Origin of the sequence: Methylobacterium variabile, from assembly GCF_001043975.1 — a bacterium.
GTDB classification, from domain to species: Bacteria; Pseudomonadota; Alphaproteobacteria; order Rhizobiales; family Beijerinckiaceae; genus Methylobacterium; species Methylobacterium variabile.
The window spans coordinates 24395-46808 of record NZ_LABY01000166.1 but is presented as its reverse complement, the minus strand read 5'-3'; the positions used below and the strand labels follow the sequence as shown (position 1 = coordinate 46808).

The 22414-nt window shown below is 67.8% G+C and carries 23 protein-coding genes and 2 pseudogenes; 15 read left to right on the top strand and 10 right to left on the bottom strand.

Features of this window, described 5'->3' with window-relative positions:
• Positions 1–3: 3 nt before the first annotated feature.
• The 5 genes from VQ02_RS38780 (at position 4) to VQ02_RS22645 (ending at position 5953) form a co-directional block, all read left to right on the top strand.
• Positions 4–360, top strand: coding sequence for a hypothetical protein (locus tag VQ02_RS38780; protein WP_083469381.1), 357 nt, complete (start codon positions 4–6; stop codon positions 358–360).
• A gap of 80 nt (positions 361–440) precedes the next feature.
• Positions 441–836 (top strand): FixH family protein, encoded by a 396-nt coding sequence (locus VQ02_RS22660; protein ID WP_048446484.1) that lies wholly within the window; start codon positions 441–443, stop codon positions 834–836.
• Entirely contained in the window at positions 833–2287 is a 1455-nt protein-coding gene (locus tag VQ02_RS22655; RefSeq protein ID WP_048446483.1) for an efflux RND transporter periplasmic adaptor subunit, read from the top strand. The genes VQ02_RS22660 and VQ02_RS22655 overlap by 4 nt, the downstream gene beginning before the upstream one ends.
• Positions 2284–5457, top strand: a complete 3174-nt coding sequence (locus VQ02_RS22650) for an efflux RND transporter permease subunit (RefSeq protein ID WP_048446482.1) — start codon at positions 2284–2286, stop codon at positions 5455–5457. The genes VQ02_RS22655 and VQ02_RS22650 overlap by 4 nt, the downstream gene beginning before the upstream one ends.
• A gap of 19 nt (positions 5458–5476) precedes the next feature.
• Entirely contained in the window at positions 5477–5953 is a 477-nt protein-coding gene (locus VQ02_RS22645) for a DUF411 domain-containing protein (protein WP_048446481.1), read from the top strand.
• Positions 5954–6269: 316 nt separating this feature from the next.
• On the opposite strand, the gene VQ02_RS22640 is transcribed toward VQ02_RS22645, so the two are convergent.
• A complete protein-coding gene (locus VQ02_RS22640; RefSeq protein ID WP_048446480.1) occupies positions 6270–6671 on the bottom strand; it encodes a MerR family transcriptional regulator in 402 nt (133 codons plus the stop codon).
• Between the two features lie 100 nt (positions 6672–6771).
• Here VQ02_RS22640 and VQ02_RS22635 point away from each other — a divergent pair, with 100 nt between their 5' ends.
• The 4 genes and pseudogenes from VQ02_RS22635 to VQ02_RS35960 all read left to right on the top strand — a co-directional run.
• Complete coding sequence (locus tag VQ02_RS22635) at positions 6772–8964, top strand: heavy metal translocating P-type ATPase (RefSeq protein WP_048446479.1); 2193 nt, start codon at positions 6772–6774, stop codon at positions 8962–8964.
• Positions 8964–9476 (top strand): signal peptidase II, encoded by a 513-nt coding sequence (lspA, locus tag VQ02_RS22630; protein WP_048446478.1) that lies wholly within the window; start codon positions 8964–8966, stop codon positions 9474–9476. The genes VQ02_RS22635 and lspA overlap by 1 nt, the downstream gene beginning before the upstream one ends.
• An 88-nt stretch (positions 9477–9564) precedes the next feature.
• A complete protein-coding gene (locus VQ02_RS22625; RefSeq protein ID WP_048446477.1) occupies positions 9565–10632 on the top strand; it encodes a L,D-transpeptidase family protein in 1068 nt (355 codons plus the stop codon).
• A gap of 35 nt (positions 10633–10667) precedes the next feature.
• Positions 10668–10862, top strand: a pseudogene (locus VQ02_RS35960) (cytochrome c biogenesis CcdA family protein); the annotation flags it as partial.
• Between the two features lie 341 nt (positions 10863–11203).
• Here the strand turns inward: VQ02_RS35960 and VQ02_RS22620 are convergent.
• The 6 genes from VQ02_RS22620 to VQ02_RS22600 all read right to left on the bottom strand — a co-directional run bounded on the left by VQ02_RS22620 (position 11204) and on the right by VQ02_RS22600 (position 13564).
• Positions 11204–11605, bottom strand: coding sequence for a type II toxin-antitoxin system VapC family toxin (locus VQ02_RS22620; protein ID WP_048446476.1), 402 nt, complete (start codon positions 11603–11605; stop codon positions 11204–11206).
• A gap of 1 nt (position 11606) precedes the next feature.
• The gene (locus VQ02_RS22615) at positions 11607–11849 is read right to left on the bottom strand and encodes a type II toxin-antitoxin system VapB family antitoxin (protein WP_048446475.1); all 243 of its coding nucleotides are present in this window, start codon (positions 11847–11849) and stop codon (positions 11607–11609) included.
• A 128-nt stretch (positions 11850–11977) separates the two neighbouring features.
• The gene (locus VQ02_RS38340; RefSeq protein WP_167350782.1) at positions 11978–12151 is read right to left on the bottom strand and encodes a hypothetical protein; all 174 of its coding nucleotides are present in this window, start codon (positions 12149–12151) and stop codon (positions 11978–11980) included.
• A gap of 284 nt (positions 12152–12435) precedes the next feature.
• Entirely contained in the window at positions 12436–12870 is a 435-nt protein-coding gene (locus tag VQ02_RS38775) for a hypothetical protein (protein ID WP_048446474.1), read from the bottom strand.
• On the bottom strand, positions 12860–13114 hold the full coding sequence (locus tag VQ02_RS22605; protein ID WP_048446473.1) for a type II toxin-antitoxin system Phd/YefM family antitoxin: 255 nt from the start codon (positions 13112–13114) through the stop codon (positions 12860–12862). Before VQ02_RS22605 ends, VQ02_RS38775 begins: the two co-directional genes overlap by 11 nt.
• A gap of 63 nt (positions 13115–13177) precedes the next feature.
• Positions 13178–13564: a hypothetical protein gene (locus tag VQ02_RS22600; RefSeq protein ID WP_048446472.1), complete on the bottom strand. Its 387-nt coding sequence runs from the start codon at positions 13562–13564 to the stop codon at positions 13178–13180.
• Between the two features lie 292 nt (positions 13565–13856).
• Between VQ02_RS22600 and VQ02_RS35950 the strand changes: the two genes are divergently transcribed.
• Positions 13857–14795: an IS110 family RNA-guided transposase gene (locus VQ02_RS35950; RefSeq protein ID WP_245239822.1), complete on the top strand. Its 939-nt coding sequence runs from the start codon at positions 13857–13859 to the stop codon at positions 14793–14795.
• Here VQ02_RS35950 and VQ02_RS40080 read toward each other — a convergent pair.
• A complete protein-coding gene (locus tag VQ02_RS40080) occupies positions 14771–14989 on the bottom strand; it encodes a hypothetical protein (protein ID WP_167350781.1) in 219 nt (72 codons plus the stop codon). The two genes, VQ02_RS35950 and VQ02_RS40080, sit on opposite strands and share 25 nt — an antisense overlap.
• 152 nt (positions 14990–15141) lie before the next feature.
• Here VQ02_RS40080 and VQ02_RS22590 point away from each other — a divergent pair, with 152 nt between their 5' ends.
• Positions 15142–16281 carry an acyltransferase family protein gene (locus VQ02_RS22590; protein ID WP_048446491.1) on the top strand — a complete coding sequence of 380 codons (1140 nt, stop codon included), beginning with the start codon at positions 15142–15144 and terminating at the stop codon, positions 16279–16281.
• Positions 16282–16563: 282 nt separating this feature from the next.
• Positions 16564–17874 carry an IS4 family transposase gene (locus VQ02_RS22585; RefSeq protein WP_048446490.1) on the top strand — a complete coding sequence of 437 codons (1311 nt, stop codon included), beginning with the start codon at positions 16564–16566 and terminating at the stop codon, positions 17872–17874.
• A gap of 27 nt (positions 17875–17901) precedes the next feature.
• Here VQ02_RS22585 and VQ02_RS22580 read toward each other — a convergent pair.
• Positions 17902–18513 (bottom strand): annotated as a pseudogene (locus tag VQ02_RS22580) (transposase); the annotation flags it as partial.
• A 63-nt stretch (positions 18514–18576) separates the two neighbouring features.
• Between VQ02_RS22580 and VQ02_RS22575 the strand changes: the two are divergent.
• The gene (locus VQ02_RS22575) at positions 18577–19059 is read left to right on the top strand and encodes a hypothetical protein (RefSeq protein WP_245239821.1); all 483 of its coding nucleotides are present in this window, start codon (positions 18577–18579) and stop codon (positions 19057–19059) included.
• A gap of 233 nt (positions 19060–19292) precedes the next feature.
• A complete protein-coding gene (locus VQ02_RS22570) occupies positions 19293–19781 on the top strand; it encodes a hypothetical protein (RefSeq protein ID WP_048446470.1) in 489 nt (162 codons plus the stop codon).
• Positions 19782–19894: 113 nt separating this feature from the next.
• Here the strand turns inward: VQ02_RS22570 and VQ02_RS22565 are convergent, their stop codons facing one another.
• Positions 19895–20344, bottom strand: a complete 450-nt coding sequence (locus VQ02_RS22565; protein ID WP_157080758.1) for a thermonuclease family protein — start codon at positions 20342–20344, stop codon at positions 19895–19897.
• Positions 20345–20829: 485 nt separating this feature from the next.
• On the opposite strand from VQ02_RS22565, the gene VQ02_RS22560 reads away from it, so the two are divergent.
• Positions 20830–22362 (top strand): ISL3 family transposase, encoded by a 1533-nt coding sequence (locus VQ02_RS22560; RefSeq protein WP_083469379.1) that lies wholly within the window; start codon positions 20830–20832, stop codon positions 22360–22362.
• Positions 22363–22414: the final 52 nt, after the last annotated feature.

Sequence of the window (22414 nt, the reverse complement as noted above, 5' to 3'; positions counted from 1 at the left end):
AAAATCCCGGAGCGGTTCAGTTTGGCCTTGGCTCCGGTGACCGCGTCTGTGGCCGCCGCCAGCCCAGGCATGTCCGCGGCTGTGGCTTCTCATAACCTGAGCCCGGCGGAGCCGACTGATGCCATGGCCGCACTGGCCATGGACGACATGCCATGCTGCCCGCCCGACAAACCCGTGATGCCGGACTGCCAGAAGAGTTGCCCCCTGGCCGCCCTATGTCTGGCGAAGCTGGCCCCAGCCCTGCCGGCCATCGCGGGGGTTCCTGTCCCGGCGGCGCGCGCGCAGGTCCCGCCCTGGTGGATGTCCGCCGATTACCGCAGCCTGGCGCCGCCGCCGCCGTCTGAACCGCCCCGCGCCTGAACCTGAGAGCGCCGGCCATTGCGCTGGTCCATTCTGCGCGTCCACGCGTGGTTTTTCTCGTGTTCAGGAGACTTTTTGCCGTGACAACCTCCCCTTTTGCGCGTGCGGCTGCAGCCGCGCTGCTCGGCGTGGCGCTGACCGGCGCGGCCCGGGCTGACATCAAGGATTATGAGTTTCAGCTCGTCAAAAACGAGATCAAGCAGGGCGACGCGATCCTTGACGTACGCCTGGTCGACCAGCGTACCGGCAGGCCGGTGCCGAACGCGGTGATCTTCGCTACGCGCCTCGATATGGCGCCCGACAGCATGGAGGAGATGACCACCCGGATTGAGCCACTGCCGTCGCCGGAGCCGGGCGTCTACCGTTTCAAGGCCAAGGTGACGATGGCCGGCGGCTGGCGCCTTTCGCTCGGGGCCAAGGTCCAGGGTGAAACCGGCACGGTCGACAACAAGCTGGTGCTGAAAGCCGTCAAATGAGCCGGTCGGCCTGGCTGGCCGCGACCCTCGCCGCGCTTGCGGCGGGGGGCGCTGGCTATTGGGCGGGGCACGGGCGCCCGTCCGTTACAGTGGTTCTCGAGCGTGCCCGCACGGAACTTGGGTTGTGGTTGCCGCCCGCGGTCGCGCCGGTGCCGCCGACAGCGGCGCCGCGTGGTCCGGTGGTCTACTATCAGGATCCGGATGGCCAGCCGGTCTATCGCCTGGAACCAGCCCGGACGCCGGACGGCCGCGACTTCCGGCCCGTCCAGGCCAGCGAGGATGTTCGGTTCGACACGGACGACGATCCGACCCCCGTAAGCGCTGCAGAGCCGGTCGCCGCAGCCGGCGGCGCGTCCCGCAAGATCCTCTACTACCGCAATCCGATGGGCCTGCCGGACACCTCGCCGGTGCCCAAGAAGGACAGCATGGGCATGGACTACCTGCCGGTCTACGCCGGCGAGGAGAGCGACGGCAGCACGGTCAAAATCTCCCCAGGCAAGATTCAGCGGACTGGCGTGCGCACGGCCACCGTCACCCGGCAGGTGGTCCACCGCCCCCTTCGTGTGCCCGGCACGCTGCAGCTCGATGAGCGCCGGGTGACCGTTGTGGCGACCCGCTCGGACGCCTTTGTCGACCACGTCGCCAGCGTTACGACTGGCGACCGCGTGCGCAAGGATCAGCCCTTGGTCGCGGTCTATTCGCCCGAGATCAACGCCGCCGCCGCGCAGCTGATCGCCAACCCGGGGTTCGACGGCTCGCGCCGGCGGCTGCAGAACCTCAATGTGCCCGACGAAGTGATCGCCGAGATGGAGCGCACCCGCCGGGTGCCCATGGCGATTTCCTGGACCGCGCCACGCGACGGTGTGGTCCTGCAGCGCGCCGCCATCGAGGGTATGAAGGCCGCTGCCGGCGACACGCTGTTCCGGATTGGTGACATCAGCCTACTCTGGGTGCTGGCCGACGTGCCCGAGTACGACCTGGGCAGCGTGAAAATCGGCCAGTTGGTCACGGTGCGAGTTCGCGCCCTGCCCGGGCGCACGTTTACCGGCAAGATCGGGGTGATCTATCCCCAGGTGAACCGTGACACGCGGACGACCCGCGTGCGTATCGAGCTGCCCAACCCAGACAGTGTGCTGCTGCCGGAGATGTATGCCGAGGTCGAGATCGCCACGGGCAGTGACACCCCGGTGATTGCCGTGCCCGAAGATGCCGTAATCGATACTGGCACACGCCAAGTGGTGCTGCTCGACCAGGGAGACGGGCGGTTTGAACCGCGTGAGGTCACCCTCGGCGCCCGCGGAAATGGCGCCGTCGAAGTTCGCAAAGGCCTTGAGGCCGGCGCGCAGGTGGTGACGGCTGCCAACTTCCTGATCGACGCCGAAAGCAACCTCAAGGCGGCATTGCAGAGCATGGCCGCACCGCCAGCCCAGACCGTGGAGGGCACGCCATGATCGCGCGTGTGATCGCTTGGTCCGCCAGGAACCTAGTGCTCGTGCTGATCGGTACCGTGTTCGCGGTGGTGGTTGGAGCCTACGCCCTGCGCACCCTGCCGCTGGACGCCCTGCCCGACCTCTCGGACGTACAGACGATTGTCTACACGGAGTACCCCGGCCAGGCGCCGCAGGTGGTCGAGGACCAGATCACCTACCCGCTGACCACGGCCATGCTGACCGTACCCCGCTCCAAGGTGGTGCGCGGGTTCTCATTTTTTGGCGTGTCGTTCGTCTACGTGATCTTCGAGGACGGTACTGATCCCTACTGGGCACGCTCACGCGTTCTCGAGTACCTCAGCACGGCCGCCAGCCGCCTGCCGACCGGTGTGACGCCCGGCCTGGGTCCGGACGCCACCGGCGTCGGCTGGGTCTATCAGTACGTGATCCTGGCCAAGCAGAAGACCCTGGCTGAGCTGCGCTCGCTACAGGATTGGGTGGTCCGCTTCGGCGCCTCTCGGGCCGAAGGGGTGGCTGAGGTCGCGAGCGTCGGCGGCTTCGTCAAGCAGTACAACGTGGTGGTCGATCCCAACCGTCTGCGCGCACTTGGCATTCCGCTGACCAAACTGCGCGAGGCGATCCGCGCCAGCAACGCCGATGTGGGTGGCCGAACGGTTGAGCTGTCCGAGTTCGAGTTCATGGTCCGCGGCCGGGGCTACCTCAAAAGCCCGGCCGATCTGGACAGTATCGTCCTGAAAACCGAGGGCGGTACGCCACTGCGACTGCGCGACGTGGCTCGGGTCGAGCTCGGCCCCGATGAACGCCGCGGCCTCACCGAACTCAACGGCGACGGCGAGGTAGCAGGTGGGATCATCCTGCAACGCTTCGGCGCCAACGCACTCAGTGTGATCGAAGGCGCCAAACAGCGTCTGGCCGAGATGGCCAAAAGCCTGCCCGCCGGGACCGAGATTGTCTCAGTCTACGATCGCTCGCAGCTGATCAACGCCGCCATCGATACCCTGAACCACACGCTGATCGAGGAGAGCGCCATCGTCGCGCTGGTCTGCGTGATCTTTCTGCTCCACCTCAGAAGTGCCCTGGTGGCGATCCTGATGCTGCCGGTGGGGATCCTGATGGCGCTCGGCGCCATGCGCTTCTTGGGCATCGGGGCCAACATCATGAGCCTGGGCGGCATTGCCATCGCGGTCGGCGCGATGATCGACGCGGCAATCGTGATGATCGAGAACGCCCATAAGCACCTGGAGCGGGCGACGGCGGACCAGCCGCGCACGCAAGTGTTGATTGCCGCCGCGGCCGAGGTCGGTCCATCGTTGTTCTTCAGCTTGCTGGTGATCACGGTTTCGTTTCTGCCGATCTTCACCCTGGAGAGCCAGGAGGGACGACTGTTCGGGCCGTTGGCCTTCACCAAGACCTTTGCCATGGCCGCGGCAGCACTCCTGTCGATTACGCTAGTGCCGGCGCTGATGGTGCTGTTTGTGCGGGGCCGGATTGTCCCGGAACACAGAAATCCCCTTAATCGCCTGCTGATCTGGCTCTACCGGCCGGTGATCCGCGGCGTGCTGCGCGCCCGCCTGCTGACCCTTCTGCTGGCGGTTGTGGCGCTCGGCGCTACTGTCTGGCCGGCCCGCCAGCTCGGCACCGAGTTCATGCCCGAGCTGAACGAGGGCACGCTCATGTACATGCCGACCACCCTGCCCGGCGTGTCGATCACCAAAGCGGCCGAGCTACTGGCGACTCAGGACCGGATCATCAAGAGCTTTCCGGAGGTGGCTTCAGTCTACGGCAAAGCCGGCCGGGCGAACACGGCGACTGACCCGGCACCCACCGAGATGTTCGAGACGATCATCAACCTCAAGCCAAAGGACCAGTGGCGAGCGGGCATCACGCTGGCGAGCCTAAAAGCCGAGATGGACCAGGCTTTACAGTTTCCGGGAGTGTCGAACGCGTGGACCCAGCCGATCCGCGCGCGCATCGACATGCTGGCGACCGGCATTCGCACGCCGGTCGGGGTCAAACTGTTCGGCACGGATCTGGCCGCAATGGAAACCGTTGCCCGGCAGATCGAAACGGTGATCCGGTCCGTCCCAGGGACAGCCAGCGCCTATGCCGAGCGGGTGATCGGCGGCTATTTTCTCGACATCACCGCGGATCGCGAGGCTTTGGGCCGCTACGGCCTGATGGTCGGCGACGTGCAGGACGTGATCGCCATGGCGCTGGGCGGTGAGAGTGTCACCACCACGGTTGAGGGCCGCGAGCGCTACACCGTCAATCTGCGCTACCCACGAGCCTATCGCGCCAATCCCCAGGCGATCGCCCAGGAGGTACAGGTGCCGCTGCCGGGCGGCGGCACCGTGCCGCTCGGCGAGGTGGCTAAGGTCCAGTTGACCCGAGGGCCGACTTCGATCCGCACGGAGAACGGTCAGCTTGCGGTTTACCTGTTCGTGGACATCAGCGGGCGTGATCTCGGCGGCTACGTGGCCGCGGCCCGTCAGGCGGTGGCGCAGGAGGTCAAGCTGCCGCCCGGAATGAGTGTACAGTGGAGCGGACAGTTCGAGTACCTGGAACGGGCCGAGGCCCGCCTGCAGATCGTTGTACCGTTGACGCTGCTGGTGATTTTCCTGCTGCTCTACCTGAATTTCCGGCGTCTGACCGAAACCCTGATCGTGATGCTGTCGCTGCCGTTCGCGCTGGTTGGCGGTGTCTGGCTCCTGTGGTGGATGGGGTTCAACCTATCAGTCGCGGTGGTGGTCGGTTTCATCGCCCTGGCGGGCGTCGCCGCCGAAACCGGCGTGATCATGCTGGTCTACCTCGACCACGCCCTGACCGAGATCCGGGTGGTGCGACAAGCGGCCGGCCACCCGCTCACCCGCGACGACCTGCGCCATGCGATCATGATCGGCGCGGTCGAACGGGTGCGTCCCAAGATGATGACTGTGGTGGCGATCATGGCCGGGCTGCTACCCATCCTCTGGAGCACAGGTGCGGGCTCGGAGGTGATGCAGCGCATCGCCGTGCCGATGATCGGCGGGATGGTCTCCTCGACGGTGCTAACCCTGGTGGTGATCCCCGCGGTCTACGCTCTGGCAAAAGGACAAAGACTGCCCCCGGCCGGCGCGGACCGCGCGGGGACGAACGATGAGGCGTTGCGGCTGCCGCAGGCGGCCGAATGAGAGCGAATGGGAGTTGACGATGAGGAACGACATGACGCCATCCCGACGTACCGTACTTATGGGTTTGGCGGCGGGGCTAGGGCTCGGACGGGCGGCCCTGGCGCAAGGGCTGCCCACGGTCGCGGTGACCAAGGATCCAACCTGTGGCTGCTGTGAGAGGTGGGTTGTGCACCTGCGCGAGGCTGGCTTCACCGTGACGGTGGCAGAGGCGCCCGTGAACCCGCTCAAGATCCGCCTTGGGGTGCCTCGCGAGCTGGCCTCCTGCCACACCGCGCAGGTCGGCGGCTATGTGGTCGAGGGGCACGTGCCGGCCGGCGCGATCAAGCGCCTCCTCGTGGAGAAGCCTAAGGGCAAGGGGCTGGCGGTACCGGGCATGCCAGCGGGATCGCCCGGCATGGAGATCGATGGTGTGGAGCCGGACACCTACGATGTCGTCCTCTTCGGGTCGGAGGTCAGAAGCGTCTTCGCCCGGTACCGCGGCGCGGATTTAGCCTGAGATCCGCAACGTGAACCGGGGCGTGTCACATTGCCTTCGACCCGGACTGCGATTTCCATTAGGCTCGACGGATTGAAATAGTCCGAGAACTGCAAAGGGCTGATGATGCGTACGGAACTCCATTCCTGGGGTCAGAGGAACGCAGGGCGGCGGCGACGCGTCAGGCCCGCTGTTCAGGCGGCCGCGCGTCGCGCGTTCATCAAGGCGACAGTCATCATCCTCGCTGTCGCCTGCTGCGGAGTAGTTGCCAAGGGACTGTTCGTGAGCCGGGTGCTGATGACCCCCTACGTCGCTCGCTGACCCGGACCCAGACCTCTCACGCGGGTTCACCCAGCGGCGACAGGGTCTCGATGATGCGGCAATCGGCGACCGACCCGCAGCCGCATTGGCCGATGACCTCGCGCAGTTCCGAGGCGAGCCGGGTCAGGTCGGCCAGCTTGCGCTCCACATCGGCGAGATGCGCGCGGGCGATGGTGTCGACTTCGCCGCAGGAGCGCTCCCGGTCGTCCGCCAGAGCGAGCAGGTCCCGGATCTGCTCCACCGTGAAGCCCAGGGCGCGACCGCGGCGGATGAAGCTCAGCCGGCGCAGGTGCTCGGGCCCATAGAGCCGGTAGTTCCCGCTCGATCGCGCCGGCGGGGGCAACAACCCGACCTTCTCGTACCACCGGACCGTTTCGACACGGGTCTGCGTGGCCTCCGCGAGGCTGCCGATGGTCATGGAAGAGGCGGTGCGCACGGTCTTGACCCTGTAGCGACTACAGGGTGCATGTAGGGGGCATTCCCAGTCCGGACCAGGAGCCCGGCGAACGGAGTACACCATGAACCAGGTCGCCGGCGCGGACCGCACAGCCCTCTCAACGAACGGTCCGCAGGCCCTGCGCTACAGGGTCAAGGGCATGGACTGTCCGACCTGTGCCGGGAAGATCGAGACCGCCGTTTCCCGGCTGCCGGGCGTCGCGGAGGTTCGTGTGAACTACGGCAGCCAGGTCCTCGACCTCGCGCTCGACGAGGCCTCGACGCCGAGGACCGAATTGGAGGGGCGGATCGAGCGCCTGGGCTACGGCGTGGCGCCGCTTCCGACAGCCGCGGACCTGGCCATGGCGCAAGCCTCGGGCGGTGCCCCGCCCGCCGGGACCGAGGAGCCCGAGCCGCCGCTCTGGCGAAGCCGGAAGGCGCTACTGGGCATCCTGATCAGTGCCCTGTTCGCCGCCGGCTTCCTGGTCGAGCGGATCGCGCCGGGCTTGGCGGGCGAGTACGCCTACTGGCCAGGGGCGCTCGTCGGCCTCGCCTATTACGGCCGCCGCGCGGCCGTAGCGGCGTTCGCCGGCACGCCTTTCTCCATCGAGATGCTGATGTCGGTCGCGACCGCGGGGGCGCTTGCCATCCACGCCGCCGAGGAGGCCGCCATCGTCGTGCTGCTCTTCACGATTGGCGAGATGCTGGAGGTCGTGGCGGCGGGACGGGCGCGAGCGGGCATCAAGGCGCTCGCCGCCCTGGTGCCGAAGACCGCTCGCCTCGTCGACGAGGCCGATGGCACCATCCGCGAGGTGGCCGCCGCGTCGTTGGCTATCGGTCAGGTCGTGGTCGTGCGGCCGGGCGACCGCGTGCCCGCCGACGGGGTGATCACCGACGGCGCATCGAGCCTCGACGAGTCCCCCATTACCGGCGAGTCGGTCCCGAAGCCCAAGGAGGTCGGCGACCCTGTCTACGCCGGCAGCGTCAACGCCGATGGCGCGCTGCAGGTCCGGGTTACCAAGACGGCGGCCGACAACACCGTCGCCCGCATCCTGCACCTCGTCGAGGAGGCGCAGGCGTCGAAGTCGCCCACGGCGCGCTTCATCGACCGGTTCAGCGCGGTCTACACGCCCATCGCGTTCGTGTTCGCGGCCGCGGTGGCAGTCGTGCCGCCGCTGCTCGGCGCCGACTGGGGTACCTGGATCTATCGAGGCCTGGCGCTCCTCCTCATCGCCTGCCCCTGCGCGCTGGTGCTCTCGACCCCGGCGGCCATCGCCTCGGGACTGGCCGCCGGGGCGCGGCGCGGTCTGCTCGTGAAGGGCGGCGCCGCGCTGGAGGTTATCGGGCGGGTGCGCACGGTCGCGTTCGACAAGACCGGAACGCTGACGGCGGGACGGCCGCGGGTCTCGGATATCCTGGTCTTTGCCCCGGACGCGTCAGAGCGGTCGCTTCTCGGGTTGGCCGCCGCGGTCGAGAGCGGAAGCAGCCATCCTATCGCCCGAGCCATCCTCGACCGGGCGAGCGCGGACGGGGTGCCGCTGCGCCCGACGCGGGACGCCCGCGCCATCCCCGGCAAGGCGGTTCAGGCCACGGTGATGGGTCAGACGGTGCTCGTCGCCTCCCCGCGCCACGCCGCCGAGAGCACGCGGCTCGGCCCCGAGGCCGAGCGCGCGGTCGCGGACCTGGAAGCCCATGGCAAGACGGTGGTCATCGTCGTCCGCGGCGCCGAGGCATTGGGCGCCATCGCCGTCCGAGACGAGCCCCGCGCCGACGCGGCGGCCGGCATCTCGGCCCTTCGGAAGCTCGGCGTGCGCAGCGTGATGCTGACCGGCGACAACCGGCGCACGGGCGAGGCGGTCGCGTCCGAACTCGGGCTCGACGTGAAGGCCGAGCTCCTGCCCCAGGACAAGCTCGCCGAGATCGCGGCCCTGAAGGCGGCGGCTCCGGTAGCGATGGTCGGCGACGGCATCAACGACGCGCCGGCCCTCGCTGCCGCCAGCGTCGGCATCGCGATGGGCGGCGGCACCGACGCGGCCCTGGAGACGGCGGATGCGGCAGTGCTGAACGACCGGGTGGGCGACGTGGCCGCGCTGGTCTCCCTCTCGCGGGCGACCCTGGGCAACATCCGCCAGAACGTCGCGATCGCCCTCGGCCTGAAGGCGGTGTTCCTGGTGACGACCATCGCCGGCATCACCGGCCTCTGGCCGGCCATCCTGGCCGACACCGGCGCGACCGTCCTGGTGACGGCCAACGCACTCCGTCTCCTGAGGGCGTGATGATCTCCAAGTCAGGGTGGGGCGGCCGGGCCGCGATCGTGGCCGGGGTAGCAGTGGCCGCCGCGGCCATCGACCTCGGCGCAAAGGCAGCGGCCGAGGCGTGGCTGGAGGAAGGCGCCGTCAGGGGCGCGCTGCCCTTCATCGACCTGAGTTTGTCGTTCAACCACGGCATCAGCTTCAGCCTGTTCCCAGCGCACGATCCGTCCTCCCTGGCGCTGCTCCTCGCCATCCAGGGCACGCTCACCTGCCTCGTGGCCGGCTGGGCCCTGGCCGCGAGCGGCGGGCTCGAACGCATCGGGCTGGCCGCGATAGCGGGCGGGGCGGCCGGCAACTTCGTCGACCGGCTCATGGACGGTGTCGTCACGGACTACCTCGACCTGCACACCGGCAGCATCCGCTGGTTCACCTTCAATCTGGCGGACGTCTGGATCTCGACGGGCGTGGTGCTGCTCCTTCTCGACGGACTTCCCCTGTGGCGGGGACATCGCAGAGTCGGAGAGCCGATCCCGTGAGGGCCCCGATTGCACCCAACCGCAGCCGCAGCAACCTGTCATCAATCCTTCGAGCCCAGCCTCGAAGGCCGACCTCGGCGAGGCCGACATGCTGAAGACGACAACGCTTGGTCTGATCCTTCTCCTGGCGCTGTCCGCCTGCCAGGACGGCCAATACGCGGCCTCGACGCGCCACCTCGCGCCGATCCCGCCGGCGACCCTGGCCCTGATGTCGACCAAGGGCGTCTCGCCAGCGGATCCGATCTTGATGCGGGCCTACAAGAAGGAGTCCGAGATCGAGCTCTGGAAGCGCGGCGAGGATGGCAAGTACGCCCTCCTGAAGACCTATCCAATGTGTCGCTGGTCGGGCCAGCTGGGACCCAAGATCCGGGAGGGGGACCGGCAGGCGCCGGAGGGCTTCTACGCGGTCACGCCCGCGTCCATGAACCCGAATTCGAGCCTCTATCTCTCGTTCAACCTCGGGTACCCGAACGAATACGACCGCTCCCTGGGACGCACCGGTGCGCACCTGATGGTGCACGGCTCCTGCTCGTCGCGGGGCTGCTTCGCGATGACGGATGAGGCGATCTCCGAACTCTATGCCGTGGTGCGGGAGGCCTTCGCGGGCGGCCAGCGCGCCGTGCAGTTCCAGTCCTACCCGTTCCGCATGACGCCTGAGAACCTGGCCCGGCATCGGCAGGACCCGAACATCGCGTTCTGGAAAAACCTCAAGCAGGGGTCCGACCGGTTCGAGGTCACGAAAGCCGAGCCGAGCGTCGGCGTCGCCGGTGGCCGTTACGTGTTCGATGCCGGCGACGAGGCCACGGCCGGCGCGGTCGCGCGGAGGCAGGCGGACGACGAGCGGCAAGTCGCCGCCCTCGTGGCGGGAGGGACGCCCGCCGTCCGGTTGGTATACGAGGACGGTGGCCAGCACCGGTCGTTCCGGGAGACCATGATCGCGGCCGGAGGCGGTCTCGGCGAGGTGAGCCGCCCCGAGGCCCTGGCCGCAGGGCCGCGTGAGGTCGCCATGCCGGCCTCGGGCCCGGTTGCCGTCGCCGGCAAGCGCGAGCCGGTCCGGGGTGCGGTGGCACTCAAGCCGGCGGGGCCCGGCAGGACCGAGGCGGAGCGCCAACGCCTTTTGAAGATCTTCGCCGCGGCAGGGTCCGGTCAGGAGTGACGATCCTGCGTCCGTGCCTCGGCCGGGCTGAACCGATGGCTGTCGATGCCTCAAGCGTGGGCTTCCTGGCGGCCTTTGCGGCTGGCGCCGTGTCGTTCCTGTCGCCCTGCGTGCTGCCCCTCGTTCCAGGCTACGTGTCTTACGTCGCGGGCCAGTCGGCTGTCGGCGAGCGCGACAGCCTTCGCACGCTCGGCCTGAGCCTTTGCTTCGTGCTCGGGTTCACGACTGTGGATCGACACCGAAGTGGTACCCTGGGCTGGAACAGGAGCAAGCCCTTGGAGCTAAATTGGAAATACGTCTCTAGGCGGGGTCCCGATCGGCGCCGATCGGGACCCCGGCCGGAACCAATTTTTTGATTTTTAGTCAATGGTTTAGGCAGGTTTTTTGGTGAGGGCCGCTTCGGTGCCGATACACAGCCATCACACGCAAGGAGTGCCGACCATGATGCTCAAGGGCTTCTCGTATCTGATGATCGGTGTGCTCGTCGGCGGGCTGGCCATGACCGCCTTCGGCACGGCCACTCATCTCCTCGGCCTGTAGCTGATCGAGCCGAGGAACCGTCGATCAAGCGTCAAAGTGCGATCCTCAGGTCTGTATGGATGAAATCACGGCCTTTGAAGAGGATAGGGGAGCGGTAGTAGGCAGCGCACGCATAGGACAGGCAATCGGCGAAGTTGAGTTGCGCCGGATGGCCCCGCCCCTTGCCATAGATATCAAAAGCATCGACCGCTCTGCGGGCGATGGCGTCGCCAATCGAAACGACACTGATCCCGGCCGCAGCCAGGAATGCGTCGTACATCTCCTGTGCGACGCTGACCGGCACGCCAAGGATCCGCGCCAGATTGATCGTCGCTTCCAGACGAACATGCGGCGCGGTTTCCCGGCGCTTGGCGGCCTCGATACAGGCGAGGAAGCTCGCCGCCTCGGGCTCGTCAGCCAGGATAGCGACGACAGCGGAAGTGTCGATGAACACGTCAGCGCGTCCAGAGTGCGTCGCGTTCCGCCTCGCTCAACGGGGGAGCGGGCGGCCGGTCCGCCTTCGCCATGGCCGCAGCTCGGATCGCGGCCACGCGATCGGTCAAGGGCACGGCCTCTTCTGCGCGCTTGATCTCACGCTGCAAGGCGAGTTTGATGGCTGCGGTGAGATTGGGTGCGCCGCTCGTCCTCATGACGGTCTCGGCGAGGGTTCGAACCTCCTCATCCCTGATGCTGAGCATAGCGGCCTCCCGTCCATACAACTTCTGTATATGCGTATTGGCATCGACCGTCCATACAATACGGACGGAGCATCTTTCGCGACGCCGTGCGGGCGGCAAGGCATGCGGCGCCCTGCCCGACGCGAGGATCACTCCTCCCCGTGGAGGTCGAACTCGGTGACGACGTCGGCCGGGTCGCCCTCGAACTCGTCGGAGGTGACGACGCCGTAGCCGGCCTCGGAGCGGAACACGGTGACCGGGACCATCAGGGAGGCCGCGAGGCTGTGGGCGTAGCGGTTCGCGAGGGTGAGATCGGTCGCCATCGGGGTCTTTGCTCCGGCTGGAGCGGGGGCGATCCCCGCTCGACAGCGGCCCCTAGAGGCCGAGAGCGGCCGCGATCACCGCGTAGGCGAAGCCGAAGCGGCCGCCCGCGAAAGCGGAGCGGACCCCTTGCGGGTTGATCGGACAAGGCCGCGACGGCCTATCGGGGTGGCGGACGAGAGAGCGGGGTCGTCCACGCCGGCGCGGGCCTGACCACGACATGCCAGCGATATCGAAAGCGATGTCACGCCCCTCGGCCGGTCTGCCTGGCACGGTCGCGGGGGGATCAGCGCTCGCGCGGAACCATCCGGAGCTGGCGCGCGCGGATCGCCTCGCCCATCGTCCGCAGCACGACCCGCATGAAGGCAGGGCTGAACCGGCCGTAGGCGTAGCGAAGCGGATGCGTCTCCAGCGGGACCAAGTGATACGAGCCCGGCATCACGTCGCTGTTGGCCTCGTCGAGCATGATCCAGCAGGGGCGGTCGCCCGGCAGCTTGAGGCGCCGGCGCTCGATTTCCGGGACCGCGACAGCGGACCGGCCGGGCAAGGGCTCCTGGGTCGTGATCGGGAACACCACCACGGCGCCTTGGCCGACGTCCACCGGCACGACGAGGCAGACCGGCCGGTCCTTGCGCCCTTCGATCTCGCCGCGGTCGTGCTCGCGCGGCCAAAGGAAGCTGTAGCGGACGACGAGGCCGGTTTCCGGAGGTTCAGTCGTCACCGCCGTGCTCTCGTTCGTAGGCGTCGGCGGCCCGAAGGAGGCCGTCACGAAGGTCGTCCGGCATGGTGTCGAGGGTGAAGGCGCGGCGCGGGTCGCTCGGGCCGCGCAGGGCCTCGTAGTGCTCCAGGCTCATCAGGACGAACCGCGGCTTGCTGCGCCGGGTGATGACCACGGGCGCGCGTTGGGCTGCGTCGGTGACCTCGCCAACCTGTTTGTTGAGATCGGCGGTCGAGAAGGTGCGCATGGAAGGCCTCCAGATCCATGAAATCCATATAACATGGATCTTGCAGAGTTTGATGGGTCGGGCTCACAAGTCGAGATCCTCCTGGAGGAAGCGGGCCGGGATCGCTTCCTCGGCGCCCTCCCATACGATGCGGCCGCCCTGCCAGATCGTGACGTAGCCGCCGCCCTTCGGCATTGGCGCCGGCGGTGCTGCCTGGAAGTTCCGGCAGCCGAACTCGCCCACCGTGGCCGAGAAGGCGGGCCTTGGATTGTTGCCGATCAGGACGCGGTCGCAGGCGCCGGTCGGGCGCCGGACACGGCGGCGGGAGTGGCCGAGGCGGAACGCCTCGTAGGCCTGCCGCTCGCCCTCGGGCGGCGGCCTCCAGTGCCGGCAGTGCTTGCACTGGCCCGGACGTGTCCCGACGGGCTCCTCGAGCGCCGGTCCGCCGTTGTGTCCGAAGCCTCCCGTCACGACCGGTCCTCCCGCGAGGGCGCTAGCGCCAGCCAGGCCCGGAGGTCCTGGCGCATCCGGCCGATCTGGTCGTTGATGACGGTGACGCCGTGTCCGCGAAAACGGAGGACGATCAGTTGGAGCCTCCTGTCTGTCGCGGTTGATCTACTCTGCGCCCGCGGACGGCATCCCGCGAGCCTCCAGGGTGTCTGAGCCCAGTTCCCGGATCGGGAGCCGTCCGCGCCATGAAGCATCAGCCTGAACAGTTGATTGGGACAGCTTCGGCCGATCCCGCAGGACAGGAGCAGGGATCATGATGCAAGACGCCTTCGTCGGAGTTGATGTCGCCAAGGACTGGCTCGACGTTCACCATGTACTCAGCGGCGCACGCCGGATCGCAAATACAGCTGCCGCAGCACGAAGCTTCGCCGCTGCATGTGCAAAGCAGGGAGCATGGGTCATCTTTGAAGCAAGCGGTGGTTATGATCGCGTGCTGCGTGATGCTCTCGAAACTTGCAATGTCCGGTTCAGTCGCGTGAACCCGCGACAAGCTCGCGATTTTGCCCGGGCCATGGGAGTGATCGGGAAAACCGATCGCGTCGATGCGCGTATGTTGGCAGAGTTAGGGATACGGCTGCGGCCTGCACCGACACAGCCCCTCGCCGCAGCCCGACGCGCCCTTCAGGCCCAGGCGACCCGCCGTCGCCAACTCGTCGAGATCCGCAAACAGGAGGCCACAAGGCTCCAGCAAACAGCTGACCGCCAAGCCCGCGCTGACATCGTGAGCTTGATTGCGGTTCTCGATCGCCGCATCGCGAAGGTCGAGGCGCAGATCAATGACCTGATCAAAGCCGATCCAGAACTCCGCCCTCTCAACCAGCGCCTTCAAACCGCTCCGGGTGTCGGTCCGATCGTTGCCGCGACATTAATCGCTGAGCTGCCTGAACTCGGGCAGCTTGATCGCCGTAGCATCGCTGCCCTGGCGGGCTTGGCACCGATCGCGCGTGACAGCGGCAAGCGTGTCAGCCCACGCAGCGTCGGCGGTGGCCGGCCAATTGTCCGAACAATCCTTTACCTCGCAGCCCTGCAGGCCTCGCGGCGGTGTGCCGTATTCCGAGACTTCCGCCAGCGCCTCCAGTTGGCCGGAAAACCGACCAAGGCGGCACTCACCGCTACTGCCCGCAAACTGCTTGTCACGCTGAACGCCATGCTCGCCAACGGTACCGATTATACCCTGGCCGCCGCGATCTGATTACAGTTGCCGGGAAACCCGGGGCGGTTCACCCGCGTCACCGCGCCAGCGAGTTCCACTGCCTCCTCCACGAGATCGAGGCGGCGGTGCCGCCCGACCTTGATGTGCATCTGGTACTCGGCGACGCACAAGACCAAGCTGATCCGCGATTGGATGCGCACGAAGCCCGACGATTTCCACGCCGCGACGCGCATGACGCGGACGCGGACGCGGCGGGACTCGAAGCGGAGCTCCCGGTGAGACGGTAAACGCGGTCTTGCCGATCTCCGCGCGGTTCGAGTGGACGGCCCGGGGCTGATCTTTACGTCTCCCTGCGAGGTTGGTGCCAGCCCTCATGGAGACGCCGATGTCCGCCCGCTCCAACACCGAACCCGCCGCCTCGGTCCGGCCGGACGATCCGGTGCGCCCGCTCACCGCGGCCGACACCGGCCGCCTCGCCTGGGTCGACGTCGCCAAGGGCATCTGCATCATCCTGGTGGTGATGATGCACTCCACCCTCGGGGTCGGCGAGGCGATGGGGGGCGAGGGCTTCATGCATCACATCGTGGAGTTCGCCAAACCGTTCCGGATCCCCGACTTCTTCCTGCTCTCGGGGCTGTTCGTCGGCCGGGTGGTCGACCGCGACTGGCGGCTGTTCGCCGACCGGCGCATCGTGCACTTCGCCTATTTCTACCTGCTGTGGCTGGTGCTCCAGTCGGCGGTGAAGTACGGCCACATCACCGAGGGCGCGGGGCCGGGTGCCTTCCTCGCCCACCTCGCCTTCGGGCTGGTCGAGCCGTACTCGACCCTGTGGTTCATCTACCTCCTGGCGGTGTTCTCGGTCGCCGTGAAGCTGCTGCGCCGGCTGCCCTGGCCGGTGCTGCTGATCGGCGCAGCGCTGCTGCAGCTCGCACCGATCAACACCGGCTCGACCCTGATCGACGAGTTCTGCGAGCGCTTCGTCTACTTCGTCGCCGGGTACCTCTTCGCCGCCCGGATCTTCGCGCTCGCCGACGCGGTGCGGGCGCGGGCGGGGCTGGCGCTCCTCGGGCTCGCCGTCTGGGCGGTGATCGAGGCCGTCCTCGTCTTCACGCCGACGTGGCTGACCCGGCACCCGACGCTCGCGAGCCTGCCGGTGATGAGCCTGATGCTCGGCGCCGCCGGCGCGCTCGCCATCGTGAGCGCGGCGGCGCTGCTGACCAAGGTCGGCGGCCCGGTCACGGCGGTCCTTCGGGCCTGCGGCGAGCGCTCGATCGTGATCTACCTTGCCTTCTTCCTGCCGATGGCGGCCCTGCGCACGGCGCTTGTGAAGAGCGGGGTGATCGAGAATATTGGTCTCGTCTCACTGCTCGTGACCGTCGCAGCGGTCGCGGTGCCGCTTGTCATCGAGCGGGCGGTCTACCGCACCCCGGCTTATTTCCTGTTCCGCCGTCCGGCCGCTCTCCACCTCGTCGGCGAGGACGCCCCTCGCCCGGCCCCGCGCCTCGCCTCAGCGCCAACGGCCTAACCGACCCCCGTCACCCTGCAGGCCGTACGCGGCGGTGCCTCTCGAGGCGCCGCTCTCGTTCGCGCGTCCGACTATGCGCTTCGTGGCTCTCAAGTCGGAAGCTCAATTCGAGCTTTCGACGAAGTGCGATATCATCGCGGCGCCAGCGAACTCTGAGAGCCATGCCTTTTAAGGTGCAGTTCTGGTAATTATATCCCTGCGATGTCTGAAGCATTGCAGGGATCCGATCCGCTCTGGTCTGCTGTCATCGAGCGGTTTGAGAAGTATGCGCCGACGAGCCTGATGGCCCGCACGGCTCTGGAACACGCGCTGCCAGCCGGCTGGATCGACGACGTGTTCGACCAGCATCGCCAGCGGCAATACACGCGGGAGTTGCTGTTCTCCACCGTCGTCAGGCTGATGATGCTCGTCGCGCTCGGCCTGCGCTCCTCCCTGCATGCGGCGGCCCGCGAAGCCGAAGACCTGACCGTCTCGCTTCCCGCCCTCTACGACAAGGTCAACCGCACCGAACCCGCGCTGCTGCGGGCCCTCGTGCGCAGCAGCGCGGCCCGGTTAGCCTCGGTGATGACGGCCGCGGGCACCGGCCATCCGAGCCTGCCGGGGTTTGCGTTGCGCATGCTAGACGGCAACCATCTGCCCGGCAGCGAGAAGCGTCTGAAGCCTCTGCGTGCGCTTCGCGGTGCCGCCCTGCCGGGGCTGACCCTGGTCGTCTACGATCCCGATACCGGCCTGGCCGTCGACCTGGTGGCGGCCGAAGATGCCTATGCCGACGAGCGGATGCTGGCCCGGGCCCTCCTGGACGCCGCCGCGCCTGGTCAGGTCTGGGTCGCCGACCGGCACTTCTGTGTCCGGACCTGGCTGGAGGGTCTGGTTGCGGCGGGCAGCCACTTCGTGGTGCGCCAGCACGGCAACCATCCCCGCCTTTGCGCGCAGGGGGAGTGGCAGGCGTGCGGCTCCTGCGAGACCGGCACACTGCGCGAGCAGAGCATCACGCTGGAGGGGAGCCAGATCCCCTGGCGACGCATCGCGCTGAGCCTGACGACGCCGACGACGGAGGGTGATCGGACGATCTGGTTGTGGAGCGACCTGCCCGCGAGCGTCAGCGCGGCGCAGATCGCGCAGGTGTACCGGCGTCGCTGGCGGATCGAGGGGCTGTTCCTGCGCCTGGAGCGGGTACTGCACAGCGAGGCCGGCCGCCTGGGTCGCCCGCGGGCCGCTTTGCTGGGGTTTGCCTCGGCTGTTCTGGCTCATAACGTGCTGAGCCTTGTGAGCGCGTGCATCGAGAAGGTGCATGGGCCGGAGCCGCGGGTCTCGGTGTTCCACCTGAGCCGCCAGATCGGTGCCGGGTACGAGGGGCTGATGGTGGCGCTGGGGCATGCTCCCGTGTTGACGGGGCGGGAGGATGCAGCCGGCGTCGCAGCCCGCTTGCTGGCGTTGGCGGAGCGGGTCGACCCCAGACGGATTGCAACCAGCCCGCGTGGTCCCAAGCGCAAGGTCGACAAGCCCTATGTGGCGGCGACCGCGGCCCGTGAGCATGTGGCGACCGCCAGGGTGCTCGAAAAGGCTAAGCTAATGGCTAAGAAAGCACCTTAAAAGGCATGACTCTGAGAGCCTGTTTGACTATGAGCATCTGTATTGGTGTCGCTGATAGGCCTGTATGAGCCGATGGCAGTTGGCGATACTGATGCTGTCCTCAGCCGCCGCTGGGCTGTGCTCCCAGTGGCGGGTCAGGCGGCGATAGCGCGTCGAGAGCGTGTCAAACGTCGCTTCGATGCGCCAGCGCAATGGCAGCGGCTGGAAGCCCTTGGCCTGCGCCTCACGGGTGGAGACCTGCACCTCCACACCGTGGCGGGCGGCCGCCTCGTCCATCCGTGCGCCGGTGTAGATCCCATCTGCCTTCACCCGCACCGGCGCCCAGCCCGCCTCAGCGGCGCGGTCCAGCACCCAGCCCGCCGCTTGCGTGTCGTGGACGTTGGCCGCCGTCACCACCGCGGCCAGGACGAAGCCGCGCGAACACGTCAGCACGTGGCGCTTGATGCCCCGCACCTTCTTCGTGCCGTCGGTGCCGCGGATCCCCGCCTGCGGGCCGGATACGACGCTCTGCGAGTCCAGGATCGCCGTCGAGGGCTCGGCGGGCCGACCGCGCTGGCGACGCACCGCCCGCGTCAGCAGGGTGGCGACCTCCGACCAGATCCCGTCGGCGCGGAAGCGGTCGTGCCAGGTGCGCACCGATGTATTTTGTGGCTCGCTGATCCGCTGTGATCGCCCGGCCGTTCGAGCGAAAGGACCTTCGTGATGCCCGCACTGTCCGATCGTCAGCGGGTCGAAGTAGCGATCCCGGCCTATCTCCTCTTGGCGCTGACATCGGTGCCGGGCGTGTTCGTCGCGGCCGAGCCGGACTTGGCGGCGAAGGCCGAGTCCGACATCGCGGTGATGCGCACCGACCTGACGCGGGCCTGCCTCGAGCCGTTCAACGACCTCGTCGGCAAGAAGCAGTACGCGCTGCTGCGGCGGGTCGAGCGGATCGGCAAGGGCGTGATCGCCGAGTGGACCGACCGGCCGGCGCTGAGCCTGATGCTGACGCTCTGGTACTTCGTGAAGGACCTGACCGACCGGGAGGTGCTGATCCTGTGGGAGGGCTCGGCGATGGCGCGGGCGGCCGACAAGCTCCTGCCGATGTTCGAGCACGGCTTCGAGCAGCAGAAGCGGGACGCCTCGGCCCAGAAGCAGGCGGGCCGGCTGCTGGCGCGGCTCCAGGCCGAGGGGCTGTACGCCTGAAGCGTCGCTATTGTGCACCGCAACATTGTGTGCGATGAGATCGGCGTGGAACCGCGATGGCGTCGCGGTTTCGCAGCCCTCTTTGGGCGTTTCCTCCCCAGACTTCCGGCCGCCCCTCTCGGGTGGCCTTATTTTTTGGCCGATCCTGGCAGCCCAGACCAATCCACGATGAGGAGCTTGGCTGATCGGTCCTGGGCAGACCATGAAGATGGTCGAGTGGATCGGGGGGATCGTTGCAAGACACCGCGGATCAGAAGCGCCGGATCGCCGACGCGCTGCGAGCCGGCAGCCTTGCCGATCGCGAGCGCCTGACGGCCTTTGCGGTCGACGAGGCGTCGGTAGTCGGAGCCAACCCGTTCCCTTCGACGGCGGGCGCGGCGCGCCAGCGCTGGGGGCTACGCGTGATCGAATTCGAGGCGATGGCCGTGTCATCGGCCGGCCTGCCGTGCCTGATGGCGGCGCTCGCGGGCCTGCCCGTCGGCGAGCCGCTTCGGCAGGAGATCCTGCGCTCGCCGACGCACGTCCTGTACGTGCTGAGGCATGGCGAGAGCGGCTCGATCGTCGGGGCGGTTCTGCACGGCAAGCCGGGCGAGGCCCTGCCGCCATTCGTCGAGCCTCAGCCTGCGGCTAAGGCTGCGCCTGAGATCAGGAGGGCCCCGGCCAAGCGGTCGTCGCGCAAGCGGGTCGCACCCGGTCAGCTCGATCTGTTCGCGATCGGGTGAGCCTGGCGGCGGACCGGGGTGTTCTCCGTCATGGAGGCCCGGCCCGCGTGTGACGCCAACCGAGCGGCCGACGGGCGGCAGGCTGGTGTGAATGCCAGGCCAATGGCCTCAAACTAGGACCGTTCCCCCGCTTGGGTGGGCGACGTCGGCCCCCTGCCCTGTTCCGGGCACCAATGAGCGGCGCGCTGCTGGTAGGCGTCGAAGCCCGGTTTGTAGGGGATGGCGAGCCCTTCCCGGATCAGGATGTCGGCCACGTTGCCGGCAGGCGCTACGATCGACGCGAGAGTGCGGCGATAGCGGTCGGTCCGGCCGGACCGCTCGATCCTGACTGGCCCCTCGAGGAGCTGGCGCAGGCTACCAGAAGCGAGGAGGCCCTTGGCGAGTTCGGTGTTGCAGCGGGGTTTGGAGATCTCCGGGGCGTCCGGTTCGACGAGGCGGATGCGTTCCCCGGCCAACTCGACGGTGTCGCCGTCGATGACGCGGATGAGTTCGCCGTCGACCGTCTCGGCGTGCGCTGGGAGAGAGGCCAGGGCGAGCAGGCCTGCGAGGGCGAGGGGTTTCATGAGCACCAGCCTATTGCGGCCCTCTACATTTCCGGCGGGCCGCGCGAGGTTGATCGTTACCCGAAGGGCCGAAACCGCGCAGCGGGTTCGGGGAGCCGCCGCGGCGGCGAGTAGAGCCCGGTCCCAAAGGGACGCGCCGGCAGGATCACTCGGGTTTGAACTTCCCGTCCGGATCGAGTCCGGCCCGATCAATGAGCACCTGGGGGGCTTCCGGATGTGGATCGACACCGAAGCTGGACCCTGGGCTGGAACAGGAGCAAGCCCTTGGAGCTAAATTGGAAATACGTCTCCAGGCGGGGTCCCGATCGGCGCCGATCGGGGCCCCGGCCGGAACCAATTTTTTGATTTGCAGTCAATAGTTTAGGCAGGTTTTTTGGTGGGGGCCCGCTTCGGGTTCATCCGCACTTTCGGTGCTGGTGGAGGGGATCGGGCGTTGATGCGCATGGCAGCCGTAGGGCAGCACGATGCCGATCTCGAACCCGTCGATGCCGTCGGTCCCGGACGGCCTTCACGTCGATGATCTGACGCTGAACACAGCCGGGTTGCTGATCACCGCCCATACCACCGCTCACCAGGCGGCCTGTCCGAGCTGCGGCCGATCCTCGACTCGCGTTCACAGCACGTACTGGCGAACCCTCAAGGACCTGCCGTGGCAAGATCGGACTGTGACGTGGCACCTGCGCGTGCGCCGCTTCCGCTGCGGCCACTGCCCGGGGCGGATCTTCGCCGAACCAGCAGTGGGGCTGGGTTCACGCAAAGCGCGTCGAAGCGAACGATTGGCTGAGGCGCAGACCGATATTGGCATGGTGCTCGGCGGCGAGCCCGGTGCTCGTTTGTCGCGACGACTGGCGATGCCGGTCAGCGGCGACACGGTTCTGCGCCTGGTCCGTCGACGCGGCATCGCCTCCTCGCCGGCGCCGCGCGTGGTCGGCATCGATGATTGGGCGTGGCGGCGCGGTCAGTCCTACGGCACCATCGTCTGCGACCTGGAACGGCGGCGCGTCATCGACCTGCTGCCTGGTCGCTCTGCGGCACCGGTGCGGGACTGGCTTGCCGCCCATCCGAGCGTCGCCGTCGTCAGCCGTGACCGCGCCGGACCCTACGCCGAGGCTGCGCGCACAGGCGCCCCGGCGGCGATGCAGGTTGCAGATCGCTGGCATCTGCTCGTCAATGCCTCCGAGGCACTGCGCAGCATCGTCGAGCGTCACCAGTCCGAGATCAGAGCCGTGGCGAGCCACTCCAGGCCCGAGCCTTCTCTGCCTCCTGATCCAGCAAAGACCGAGCCCGTCCCGGAGACGAGCAGCCGGCGACGTGATCGCTGTGAGGCAGCCTTACGGCTCTATGGCGAAGGTCAACCGACCAAGGAGATCGCCCGCCGTCTCGGAGCATCTCGTAACGCCGTGCGTCGCTGGATCCGGGCTGGCCAGTTCGTGCCCTACCGTCGTGCCCCAGGTCCGAGCCAGCTCGACCGTTACATCTCCGTCGTCGAGGCGCGCTGGCAGGAGGGTCAGCGCAGCGCCACCTGTCTCCATCGCGAGTTGTGCGCGCAGGGCTTCACGGGCGGCTACGACATCGTCCGGCGCTGGGTCGCACGGCAGCAGTCGGAGGCCCCGGCTCGACCGCCCTCAGCCCGGATCCCCTCGACACGCCGCATCACCCGGTGGCTGACGGGCGATCCAGCCGTGCTATCGCCCGTGGATCGGGCCTTCACCCAGGCACTCTGCAATGCGGCTCCGCGCTTGAAGCGGGCGGCCGAGGATGTACGCGCCTTTGCCGATCTCCTGCACCAGGACGATCCGGCCGGACTGACACCTTGGCTGGAGGCTGCTGCCAGCGAACTCGGTGGCTTCGTCACCGGGCTTCGGCAGGATGAAGATGCCGTGCGCGCGGCGATCGCCGAGCCCTGGAGCAACGGCCACGTTGAAGGGCAGGTCAACCGCCTCAAGCTGATCAAGCGCAGCATGTATGGTCGAGCCAAGTTCGACCTGCTCCGCCAGCGAGTGCTGCATGCCGCCTGACCCAGGTCCCCCAGAGCTTGGCTGGACAAGCACCCGTCAGCACCGAAAGTGC

What these genes read in the sequence shown, in the direction of transcription:
- VQ02_RS22655 (WP_048446483.1), top strand. Translation starts at nt 833, where the DNA reads ATGAGCCGGTCGGCCTGGCTGGCCGCGACCCTCGCCGCGCTTGCGGCG.
- VQ02_RS22650 (WP_048446482.1), top strand. Translation starts at nt 2,284, where the DNA reads ATGATCGCGCGTGTGATCGCTTGGTCCGCCAGGAACCTAGTGCTCGTG.
- VQ02_RS22645 (WP_048446481.1), top strand. Translation starts at nt 5,477, where the DNA reads ATGAGGAACGACATGACGCCATCCCGACGTACCGTACTTATGGGTTTG.
- VQ02_RS22640 (WP_048446480.1), bottom strand. Translation starts at nt 6,671, where the DNA reads ATGACCATCGGCAGCCTCGCGGAGGCCACGCAGACCCGTGTCGAAACG.
- VQ02_RS22635 (WP_048446479.1), top strand. Translation starts at nt 6,772, where the DNA reads ATGAACCAGGTCGCCGGCGCGGACCGCACAGCCCTCTCAACGAACGGT.
- lspA (WP_048446478.1), top strand. Translation starts at nt 8,964, where the DNA reads ATGATCTCCAAGTCAGGGTGGGGCGGCCGGGCCGCGATCGTGGCCGGG.
- VQ02_RS22625 (WP_048446477.1), top strand. Translation starts at nt 9,565, where the DNA reads ATGCTGAAGACGACAACGCTTGGTCTGATCCTTCTCCTGGCGCTGTCC.
- VQ02_RS22615 (WP_048446475.1), bottom strand. Translation starts at nt 11,849, where the DNA reads ATGCTCAGCATCAGGGATGAGGAGGTTCGAACCCTCGCCGAGACCGTC.
- VQ02_RS38340 (WP_167350782.1), bottom strand. Translation starts at nt 12,151, where the DNA reads ATGGCGACCGATCTCACCCTCGCGAACCGCTACGCCCACAGCCTCGCG.
- VQ02_RS22605 (WP_048446473.1), bottom strand. Translation starts at nt 13,114, where the DNA reads ATGCGCACCTTCTCGACCGCCGATCTCAACAAACAGGTTGGCGAGGTC.
- VQ02_RS35950 (WP_245239822.1), top strand. Translation starts at nt 13,857, where the DNA reads ATGATGCAAGACGCCTTCGTCGGAGTTGATGTCGCCAAGGACTGGCTC.
- VQ02_RS40080 (WP_167350781.1), bottom strand. Translation starts at nt 14,989, where the DNA reads ATGCGCGTCGCGGCGTGGAAATCGTCGGGCTTCGTGCGCATCCAATCG.
- VQ02_RS22590 (WP_048446491.1), top strand. Translation starts at nt 15,142, where the DNA reads ATGTCCGCCCGCTCCAACACCGAACCCGCCGCCTCGGTCCGGCCGGAC.
- VQ02_RS22585 (WP_048446490.1), top strand. Translation starts at nt 16,564, where the DNA reads ATGGCCCGCACGGCTCTGGAACACGCGCTGCCAGCCGGCTGGATCGAC.
- VQ02_RS22575 (WP_245239821.1), top strand. Translation starts at nt 18,577, where the DNA reads ATGCCCGCACTGTCCGATCGTCAGCGGGTCGAAGTAGCGATCCCGGCC.
- VQ02_RS22565 (WP_157080758.1), bottom strand. Translation starts at nt 20,344, where the DNA reads ATGAAACCCCTCGCCCTCGCAGGCCTGCTCGCCCTGGCCTCTCTCCCA.
- VQ02_RS22560 (WP_083469379.1), top strand. Translation starts at nt 20,830, where the DNA reads ATGCCGTCGGTCCCGGACGGCCTTCACGTCGATGATCTGACGCTGAAC.